General features: G+C 69.5%; 8 protein-coding genes. 1 reads left to right on the top strand and 7 read right to left on the bottom strand.

Annotation, left to right across the window (positions count from 1 at the left end; translation table 11 throughout):
• The 7 genes from ACXAID_RS26450 to ACXAID_RS26420 form a co-directional block, all read right to left on the bottom strand.
• Nucleotides 1–482: gamma-glutamyltransferase (locus ACXAID_RS26450; protein ID WP_475025149.1), on the bottom strand; the 482-nt coding region annotated here is incomplete at its 3' end.
• Nucleotides 482–838 carry a Rieske (2Fe-2S) protein gene (locus tag ACXAID_RS26445; protein WP_475025148.1) on the bottom strand — a complete coding sequence of 119 codons (357 nt, stop codon included), beginning with the start codon at nucleotides 836–838 and terminating at the stop codon, nucleotides 482–484. The genes ACXAID_RS26445 and ACXAID_RS26450, both read right to left, overlap by 1 nt.
• A 30-nt stretch (nucleotides 839–868) precedes the next feature.
• Entirely contained in the window at nucleotides 869–2,320 is a 1,452-nt protein-coding gene (locus ACXAID_RS26440; protein WP_475025147.1) for an aldehyde dehydrogenase family protein, read from the bottom strand.
• Nucleotides 2,317–3,546: an NAD(P)/FAD-dependent oxidoreductase gene (locus ACXAID_RS26435; protein WP_475025146.1), complete on the bottom strand. Its 1,230-nt coding sequence runs from the start codon at nucleotides 3,544–3,546 to the stop codon at nucleotides 2,317–2,319. Before ACXAID_RS26435 ends, ACXAID_RS26440 begins: the two co-directional genes overlap by 4 nt.
• Nucleotides 3,543–3,905, bottom strand: a complete 363-nt coding sequence (locus ACXAID_RS26430) for a Rieske (2Fe-2S) protein (protein ID WP_475025145.1) — start codon at nucleotides 3,903–3,905, stop codon at nucleotides 3,543–3,545. The genes ACXAID_RS26435 and ACXAID_RS26430 overlap by 4 nt, the downstream gene beginning before the upstream one ends.
• Before the next feature lie 67 nt (nucleotides 3,906–3,972).
• A complete protein-coding gene (locus ACXAID_RS26425) occupies nucleotides 3,973–4,692 on the bottom strand; it encodes a TenA family transcriptional regulator (RefSeq protein ID WP_475025144.1) in 720 nt (239 codons plus the stop codon).
• 158 nt (nucleotides 4,693–4,850) lie between these two features.
• Nucleotides 4,851–5,303, bottom strand: coding sequence for a GlcG/HbpS family heme-binding protein (locus tag ACXAID_RS26420; protein WP_475025143.1), 453 nt, complete (start codon nucleotides 5,301–5,303; stop codon nucleotides 4,851–4,853).
• Nucleotides 5,304–5,494: 191 nt separating this feature from the next.
• Here ACXAID_RS26420 and ACXAID_RS26415 point away from each other — a divergent pair.
• The coding region (locus tag ACXAID_RS26415; protein WP_475025142.1) for a PucR family transcriptional regulator at nucleotides 5,495–6,723 on the top strand (1,229 nt) is incomplete at its 3' end.

Here is a 6,723-nt window from a genome sequence, read left to right as displayed (position 1 = left end):
CACGCGGGGCCGAGCACCGTCGCCACGTCACCGGCGGTGTGCGCCGAGCAGACCAGACCGTTCTCGGCGACCCGCGCGGCCGGTTCCCACAGGCGCTCCAGCGGCCGGGTGGCACCGCCGCTGTGCAGCGCGGCGAGCGCGGCGGGAGCTCCGGGGACCGCGACGGCCAGCGCCCCGTCCAGCGGGATCGCCGACAGGCCCCGTTCGGTGTAGAAATCTGCGGTGCCGCCGTCGGGTCCGCAGCCGGAGCCGTTGACCGTCCACACCCGCCCATCAGGCTCGCGCACCGCGGCGAAGGCGTCACCGCCGATACCGCACTGGCCGGGTAGCGCCAGCCAGGTCATCGCCGCCATGGCGAGCGTGGCGTCGACGGCGTTCCCGCCGTCGGCCAGCACCCGCGCGCCGGCCAGGCTGGCAGCGGGGTGACTGCTGCTGACCATGCCGCCCGCCGACATCACCGGGGGCCGTGATGCAGCATCCATCAGGCGCCTCGGCGCGCCCGCCGCGTCGGGCCGGCCGGCTGCTCCCCCGGCCGCAGACCGACGAAGATCTCGCCGTCGCGTTCCTGCACCGGGAACGTCCTGATCGGTTCGGTGGCCGGCGGACTGATCGGCTCGCCGGTCTCGAGGTCGAAAGCACTTCCGTGGCAGGAGCATCCGATACCGTCGTCGCGCAGTTTGCCCGAGGAGAGCAGGCAGTCCAGGTGGCTGCAGTAGTTCGACGTGGCGTAGGCCCTGCCGTTCAACCGGGCCACCGCGAACTCGTGCTCACCGGCATAGAACCGCCGGACGATCCCTTCGGGCACCTGACCGGATCTGGCGACACGAACGAATTCCATTGTCATGATTGTTTTTTCTCCGCTATCCGGTCAGCTTGTCGGGTTGAGGTAGACGGTCTTCTCGGTCAGGTAGAACTCCATCATCGAAGGACCTGCCTGCTCTTTGAAGGTCGCGGTCGAGGACGCCTTGTAGCCGCCGAACGGTGCGTTCATCGCCATGCCGGTGGTGGGCTGGTTTACCTTGACCAGGCCGGTGCGTGACCGGCGGACGAAGGACTGGGCGGCGGCCAGGTCGGCGGTGATGATCGACGCCGACAGTCCGAACTCGGTGGCGTTGGCCAGCTCGATCGCCTCGTCGAGCGAGCCGGCCTTCTGGAAGGCCAGCAGCGGCCCGAACACCTCTTCGGCGACGATGCGCATCGTCGGCTCGACGCCGGTGAAAACCGCCGGCCTGACGAAGAATCCACCGGTGTATCCGGGGATGTCGATCCGGTCGCCCCCGCAGCGCAGTGTGGCGCCCTCGTCGACGCCGATCCGCACGTAACTCAGGAACTTCTCGAGCTGACCGGAACTGGCCAGCGCACCCATGTCGACACCGGCCTGACCACCCGGACCGACCTGCAGCGCCTCGGCGCGGGCGATGACCCGTTCGGCCAGCTCATCGTGGACGGCCTCGGTGGCGATCACCCTGCTGGTGCCGGTGCACGCCTGCCCCGACAGGCCGAAGGCACCCTTGACGATCATCGCCGCGGCCCGATCGGGATCGGCGTCGTCGGCCACCACCACCGGGTTCTTCCCGCCCATCTCCAGCTGCACCCTCCGGTGCGGGCCCACCTGCCGGTGGATCGAGCGGCCGACCCCGGTGGAGCCGGTGAAGGTGACCGCGGCGACCCGTTCCTCGGCGGCTACGGCGGCGCCGGCGGCGCCGTCGCCCTGGACCAGCGCGATGACGTCGGGCGGCAGGCCGCCGTCGAGCAGCGCCTCGACCAGCCGCTGCCCCATCAACGGGGTGAGCTCGGATGGCTTGAACAGCACCGGGTTGCCCACGGCCAGCGCGGGTCCGAGCTTGCGCGAGGGGATGTTCAGCGGGAAGTTCCACGGCGTGACGGCGCCCACGGTCCCGACCGGTTCGCGCACCGTGTACACCAAGGTGTCACCGGCCACCGGAAGGGTCGATCCGGCACAGCGGGTGGCCTCGCCCGCGTAGTAGCGCAGGTTCGCCGGTGTCCGGCCGACCTCCATCCTGGCCTCGGCCGCGGTCTTACCCTCCTCGCGGACCAATTCGTCGACGAGTTGATCACTTCGCGATTCCAATTGCGCGGCAGCAGATTCGAGGATGGCGGCCCGGCGTTCCGGTGCGGTGGACGCCCAGTCCGGCGCGGCCTTGTGGAGATGGTCGACGGCGCTGGCGACATCCTCGGGCCCGGAAGCCGGGAAGACGCCGATGACGTCGGCCGGGTCGGCCGGGTTGCACCGGGTGAAGGTGCGCCCCGAGGCCGCGGGCACCCAGCGGCCGGCCACGAAGTTCTGTCCGTCGATCACGCGTGCACCTGCTCGTCGTCGTAGACCAGGTCCCACAGGTCGGTGCCCTCGTCGCACAGCGCATCGGCGGCGGCCTGGTGGCCCAGTAGTTCCCGGGCCGCCATGATGTCCTCACCCCGCTCGATGCTGAACGCTCCGCACACCGTGGCCCCCCGCAGATAGAACCCGGTGAAGTCCATACCGTCGAGATCGCCCCTGATCACCGGGACACCCTGCGCGGCACCGACGAACTGGATGTTGCGGCCGAACTGATCGGACCAGAACCAGGGCGGGTCGTCGGCGACGCCGTCGCGGCCGAGCATCGCGTTGGCGACCGCGGCGCCCTGGCGGCTGGCATTGTCGAAGTGCTCCAGGCGGACGTGCCTTCCCGCCCGCGGCGAGTAGCGCCGCGCAACGTCGCCTGCGGCGAAGATCTGGTCCACACTGGTGCGGCCGGCGGCGTCGGTGACGATTCCGTCGTCGAGGTGCAGACCGGTGGCCGCCGCCGCGGCGACGTTGGGGGTGATCCCGATGCCGACCACTGCCACGTCGGCGTCCACCACGCCGGCGTCGGCGAGCTCGATCACCACCCCGTGCCCGGTGGTCCGGATCCCGGTCAGGGCGGACCCGGTGCGCAGGTCGACTCCGTTGTCACGGTGCAGCCGGCACATCGCCTGTCCCATCGCGCTCCCGACGACGCGGGCCAGCGGTACGTCGGCGGTCTCGACGACCGTGACATTCACACCGGCTGCGACGGCGGTGGAGGCGATTTCGAGCCCGAGGAACCCGGCGCCGACGATGGCGAGGCGCCGGCCGGGGGTGAGCATCGGCGCGAGCCGGGTGGCGTCGTCGAGGGTGCGCAGATAGTGGATCAGGTCGGGCCGCGGTCCCGTCGCGGGAAGGGTGCGCGGACTTCCCCCGGTGGCGAACAGCACCGCATCGGCGGCGACGTCGGGCCCGCCGGCGACCCGCACCGTCTTCGAGGCGGTATCGACCCGCTGCACCTGGGCGCCGGTGATGATCTCGATATCGTTGTCGGCCAGCCATTTCGGCTGGAGGAGCCAGAGCGAATCGAGGTCGTCGGTGCCGGCGAGGAACTCCTTGGACAGCGGGGGCCGCTGATAGGGTGCGTGCGGTTCGGCGCCGAGCAGCACGATCCGGCCGTCGAAGCCGCGTCTGCGAAGGTTGCGAGCGGTGACCGCGGCCGCCTGCCCGGCCCCGATCGTGACGAAGGTGCGGCGGGTCATGCCCGGGCCTCCTGTTCTGCCTCCGCGGCCGGGTCGGTCCGCGTCGGCCTCGGTTGGACGAAGACGGTGCCGGCGTCGTCGACACGCACCGGATAGGTCGGCTGGCAGCGGTCCTGGTCGGCCTCGTAGCCGGTTTCCAGGTCGAACTGCCACTGGTGTCCGGGGCAGATCACCTTGCCGTGCAACAGCGTGCCCTTGAACAGCGAACGGTTTTGGTGCACACACAGATCGGCGAATGCGTACACCCGCCCACCGGCCTGGAACAGGGCGATGGCGACGCCGTCGACCTCGACACGCAGCTTGCGACGTCTCCGCATGTCCTCGGCAGTGGCCACGGCCACCCATTCCGCTGTCATCATGGCTCCTCCCGGTTGCGATTTCGGCGTGATCGTCAACGGCTGGCGCAGACGATCACGCCGAAATCACTCAGACCGCGACCGGCTCGAGCTCCGCCGCGACGTAGGTGTCGTACAGGCCCTTGGTGTAGGAGAACCGCATTTCGGCGCCCCAGCGCACCAGCTGCAGGCAGCGCTGCTGCAGCTGCGGGGTGTCGGCGTGGTCGAGCACGATCTGATAGCCGCGCTCCCCGTGCACCACATCGGAGGTGATGTGCAGGTCGAAGAACTCGATCTCGTCCTCGGTGAATCCGTAGGTCTCGCGCAGCGGCACGATCTGTTTGGTGTAGATGCTCGGCACCTGCGACTCCAGCCCCACCACCAGCGCTGCGGTGGCCACCACGAAGTGTTCGCGCTGCGACACCGCGTAGCACCAGGACTGCAGGCCACGGGTGATCGCGTTCATGTTGTTCGGGTCTTCGATGCGTTCCCGGGTGGTTCCGCAGGCCTCGCCGAACTTGATCAGCAGGTCGGTGTGGCGGATGTCCGCCAGTTCCTCCTCGTACATGTTCTGCAGCGTGAAATCCTTGGCGCCGGTGAACTCGTCCGGGGTGTTGGCATAGATGTTGGCCAGGTAGTCGGCGAACGGGCCGACGTAGTGGTAGTGGTTCTCGGCCCAGCGGGCGAAGTGGTGCCGCTCGAGCCGTCCTTCGGCCCAGGCCTTGGAGAACGACGCGTTCTTGGCCTCGCGTCCCTTGATGGCGTTCTCGAGTTCCGTGCGGAACTCGGCGCGTCCCAGAAGTTCGGTCATCGGTGCTGTTCCTTTCCAGCGTGACTGCGGATGTTGTAGCGAAATCTGTTGTGGTTATTGATGTTAACTGCTGTATCGGCTGCGGCACCATGGGCAGGATCGCCAGTGATCGCATCCAGCGCTGGTCAGGGTGCACACACCGGAACGGTGCGGGCCGGTCAGCGGCTGCCGACCGCGGCGGTCAGCGCCTCGAACTCGGCGAGTACCGCCGCGCCGACCGCCTTGTCCTGCGCCCCGTTCCCGCCGCTGATCCCCACCCCGCCGACGATCTGACCGTCGAAGACCAACGGGAAACCGCCGACGAAGATCGCGAACTTGCCCGGCAGCATGTGGCTGATGCCGAAGGCCTCGTTCCCGGGCAGCGCCGGACCGTTGGGCGGCTCGTTGAACAGGTGGGTGGCACGCTCGTGCCCCGCGGCGGTGAACGCCTTGGCCATCGCGATCTCCACGCCGGTCAGGCGCGCGCCCGGAAGCCGGTGCAGGGCAAGGACGTTACCGCCGTCATCGCAGATGCACAGGGTCTGTTTGACGCCGATCTCCTCGGCCTTGGCCCGGCCGGCGGCCAACAACGGGAGGGCGTCGTCGAGGGTGATCCGGTGGATCTGGTGCATGGGGAGGCTCAACTTTCTGACGAGTCCACGAGCTGACAGGCCATGTCTACCGAGCGCGCGCACCTCACGGCATGGTCAAAACAACCGGTAAATTGACAACTACCCGGTCAATGTGCACATGGCATCGGTGCATGGGATCGGGTATTCGTTCAGGACACACCCGATGCTCAGGACTGCAGATGATGTTTTCGATGGCCGACCCCGCCCGGATGACCGTGCGTGGTCTGCTCGATGAGGCCCTGCTCACCGACGCCCGGGTGGTGGCCGGAGCCGAGTTGCTCGATCGCCCGCTGACCTGGGTGTTGCCGCTCGACGAGGTGATGTCCGCACCCCAACCGCTCGACGCGGTCGCCGTCTACACCCGCCCCGACGCGCTGGCGGGTGCCGGCACGTCGGTGTCGGCGCTGGCGGCTCGGGGCGCCACCGCCCTGGTGATCGACGGCTCCATGCCGCTGGATTCCCAGCACGCTCCGCCGGCCGGACTGGTGGTCATCGAGATGGCCGCGCCGGTCGGGTTCGCTGCGCTCAACAGACTTCTCGCGGAGCGGACGTTGAACCAGGAAGTGCACGTGATGCGCTATTCCACCCACGTGCACGGGTCGCTGGCCGGGTTGTTCCACCGCGGAGCCGGGCTGCAGACGCTCATGCGCGAAGTGGCCAACCTGGCGGGCAACCCCTCGCTCGCCCTGGACGCGCGCGGAGCGGTGGTCGGATGTCACGGCCTGCCCGCCGAGAGCCTCGGTCAGCTCGCCGGCGCGGTCGGCGAGCTGCTGTCCACCGATCTGCCCGCCGCCGCCCGCCGCCACGGCGCACACGACACCAGGGTCGCTGCGCTCGAACACGACACCTGGACCTGTGTGGCCAGCGCCATCCGGCTCGGCAAGTCCTTCGAGGGCTGGGTGGCCGTCCTGGTCCCCGGGGCCGCGCCGGGCGACCATGACGTGGCCCGCCACCGCGTGCTGACCGAGCAGGCCAGCGCCATCATCGGCTCGGAGATGCTCCGTCAGCGCAGCGTCGAAGAGGCCGAGGAACGGGCCCGCGGCGACTTCGTCCAGGCACTGGTGCACGGCAGCTTCTCCAGTGCACACGACATGCGGGCCCGCGCCGAGCACCACGACGTCGACCTGGACGCGCGCTTCGCGGTCTTCGTCGCACCGGGCATGCTGCCGTCCCGGGTCGACAACCCGGGAGCGACGCTGGTTCGGCTGGCCCGGTACGCCGCCGGCGTCGCACCGGATCCGTCGACCGAGGCCTACGTCACGGTGATCGGCGATGTGCTCGTCGTCGTCCGGACCTTGATCGCAGACACCGACGCCGCGATGAGCGACGAGATGTCGGAATTCGCCGCGGCGATGGCAGTCGAATTGGAGCGCCGGCGTGGCGCGCGCGCCCCGGTGGCCTTCGGCCGGCCGGCCGCGGG

The sequence above is a fragment of the Mycobacterium sp. ABE4_509 genome (assembly GCF_056160785.1).
The sequence above is the reverse complement of the archived record's forward strand: the minus strand, read 5'-3'. Positions and strand labels throughout refer to the sequence as shown.